Consider the following 2644-nt stretch of genomic DNA (forward strand, 5'->3'; position numbering starts at 1 on the left):
GGGGAATAATCCATCTTGCATATGTAAAAAAAGTATCTCTAGAATTTGTTCTCTAGAGATGCTTTTACTTTACAAAAATTGCATGCGGTTTAAAATTGCTGAAGTGTCTCTGTCAATCTTCCATCTCAATCTTGGTACTTTGCCACTGACTACAGAATTTCAAACACAAATCTGCTTGACGTTTTGATGATTCGAGCCGTTTCTCTAGCATCTAACTGATCTGTAAACAGCAAGTGATTTTTTTTGATATTATTAGCTAGGAACTCATTTCTTGACTGGATTGATAAATCGCCTGTTCTCTCAATTTCTTTCCTTAAGGAATCTCGTTTTTTCAAGGTTTCTTCTTCAGCCAGCAGGACACAGTATTTTAAACTGATTTGTTTTTCTTTTAAGAAAGTTGCAATTTTCTTTAGTTGCTCTTCAAAAATGACATATTCTATCACAACGGTAATGCCTCGGTCAATGAAATTATTGATTAGACTGATGATATTATCCCAAAATAAATCCATATAATAACCATCATCTTCCCAAGGAGCCACGAGTCCTCCTTTAATCATTAAATAAATCATGTCGCCTTCAATTACTGCACTCTTCTTAAAAGAATAAGCCAACTCCTTACTGACTGTGCTTTTCCCAACACCAGGAGGACCTGAAATGATGTAAACGCAATTTTCCATTTGACTACCTCGTCCATTCTTTTATCATTGACTATTATAGCATTTTTTAGTCTATTAAAGATAAGACAAATTCATCAAATCGTAAGATACAAAAAACTCGCTATCCTTCCAATTTTGCAACCAAAAAGCCATCTTTGTAGATGACTTATTAGCAACTGAATCCATGCTCATTTAACTATCCCACCCCTACACATAGCTCATTCCTTTGTAGAAAAGGAAAACGGCTAGTGCGACAAAAAGTAGGGTTGCTCCGATTCGCTGACTGGTACTAAACATCCTTTTTTCCCATTTGACTGGAAAGATAACTGCTAGAAATGCTCCACCGACTGCGCCACCAATATGCCCTGCTAGGCTGATTCCTGGAATTAGAACACTTCCAATGATATTTATCACGAAAAGCGTCAGGTAGGATTGTCCTAACTGCTGGATATAGGGGTTGCGAGTCGCGTAACGCAAAACGATAATCGCAGCAAATAGTCCATAGAGGGAGGTGGATGCTCCTGCTGCTAGGACTTTCGGTGTGAAAGCAAACACAAAGAGATTGCCCATCATTCCTGATAAGAGATAGAGAAAAAAGAACTGCTTGGAGCCGAAAATCTCCTCCACCTGTTCTCCAAGAAAGTAGAGTGAAAGCATATTGACGATAAAATGTTCCCAACCAATATGCACAAATATAGCCGAAAAAAGGCGCCATAGTTGCTCAGGGAACAGGCGAATGATCGGTCCATACATAGCTCCAAACTGAAACAGAGTTTTGACCCGATCAAAGTTGATACCCGTAGTAATCAGCATCAGTAAAAATACAAAGCCAGTCACTAGGAGGAAAAAACTAGTCACAGGGTGACGTTTATCAAAGATTTCCTTCATAGATTAGCACCTCCTGAACAGCAATATCATGGTCTTCAGAGTTAAACTCCTGAACTTGACAAGGATAGATTGTACTCATGGTCTGACCAGCAAAATTCTCCAGATAGCGGTCGTAATAGCCTCCGCCATATCCAATCCGATACCCCTCTCTTGTAAAAGCCAAGCCTGGAACATGAATCAAATCAATCTGAGAGGCATCCACCACTTCCAAGTCCCCTTGGGGCTCCAGTAAACCAAAGGAAGTTTTTTTCAACTGCTGCGGATCGTAGACCACAAAGTCCATGCGCCCCTTGGGATAGGTTTTTGGTATCAAAACTTTTTTGCCGTCCTTCAGCGCCTGGTCAATCAGTCCCTGCGTTTGAAACTCATGCGGAAAAGAGAGGTAGGTTGCGACGACCTTAGCCTCGTGGTAAACAGGATGATTCAAAAATCGTTCGGTTAAAGCTTGATCCATAGCAATTTTTTGCTTCTGAGGAACTGCCTTCATTTCTTGCAAGACTTGCTTGCGTAATTTCGATTTCATAGATAAGCCCTCTACTCTGCTGCCTTCTTTTTAAGAAAGCTAGAGACCGCATCCACTCCAATAGCTAAGGCTTCTTCCTTGGGACTCATCTGAGGGTGATGAAGGGCGTAGGGACTATCGATACCTAACCAAAACATAACGCCGTCTACTTTCGAAAGGAGATAACCAAAATCTTCACCTGTCATAGCAGGCTCGATATCAATCAACTCAATTCCATCTTTTTCTCCAAAGAAGTCCATCAGTTCACGCGCCAAGGCCGGATTGTTCTCAACAGGGAGGTAGCCTCCTTGTTTAAGTTCGATTTCGACTTCCATCCCAAAGGCTGCTGCAACTCCCTCCGCTACTGTCCTAACTCTCTTTTGCACCAAGAGACTCATGTCCTGGGTCAAGGCTCGAATGGTACCATGTAAAAAGGCTGTATCTGTGATGACATTATTCGCAACACCAGCTTGGAAAACACCAAAGGTCACCACTGCTCCCTCGATTGGGTTGACATTGCGGCTGACAACTGACTGCACCTGAGTGATAAAGTAGCTAGCAGCCACCAAGGCATCATTGGCCTCATGCGGGAAGGCTG

4 protein-coding genes are annotated in these 2644 nt (G+C 41.9%); all 4 read right to left on the minus strand.

Features of this window, described 5'->3' with window-relative positions; genetic code table 11:
- Window positions 1-149: 149 nt before the first annotated feature.
- Entirely contained in the window at window positions 150-677 is a 528-nt protein-coding gene (locus SORDD24_RS09430) for a P-loop nucleotide/nucleoside kinase family protein (RefSeq protein WP_061409848.1), read from the minus strand.
- A gap of 186 nt (window positions 678-863) precedes the next feature.
- Window positions 864-1544, minus strand: a complete 681-nt coding sequence (locus tag SORDD24_RS09435; protein WP_061409850.1) for a rhomboid family intramembrane serine protease — start codon at window positions 1542-1544, stop codon at window positions 864-866.
- A complete protein-coding gene (locus SORDD24_RS09440; protein WP_061409852.1) occupies window positions 1528-2067 on the minus strand; it encodes a 5-formyltetrahydrofolate cyclo-ligase in 540 nt (179 codons plus the stop codon). Before SORDD24_RS09440 ends, SORDD24_RS09435 begins: the two co-directional genes overlap by 17 nt.
- An 11-nt stretch (window positions 2068-2078) precedes the next feature.
- On the minus strand, window positions 2079-2644 hold a 566-nt coding region (locus SORDD24_RS09445), incomplete at its 5' end, for a M20/M25/M40 family metallo-hydrolase (RefSeq protein ID WP_231082749.1).

Origin of the sequence: Streptococcus oralis (assembly GCF_001579175.1) — a bacterium.
Classification (GTDB): Bacteria; Bacillota; Bacilli; order Lactobacillales; family Streptococcaceae; genus Streptococcus; species Streptococcus oralis_O.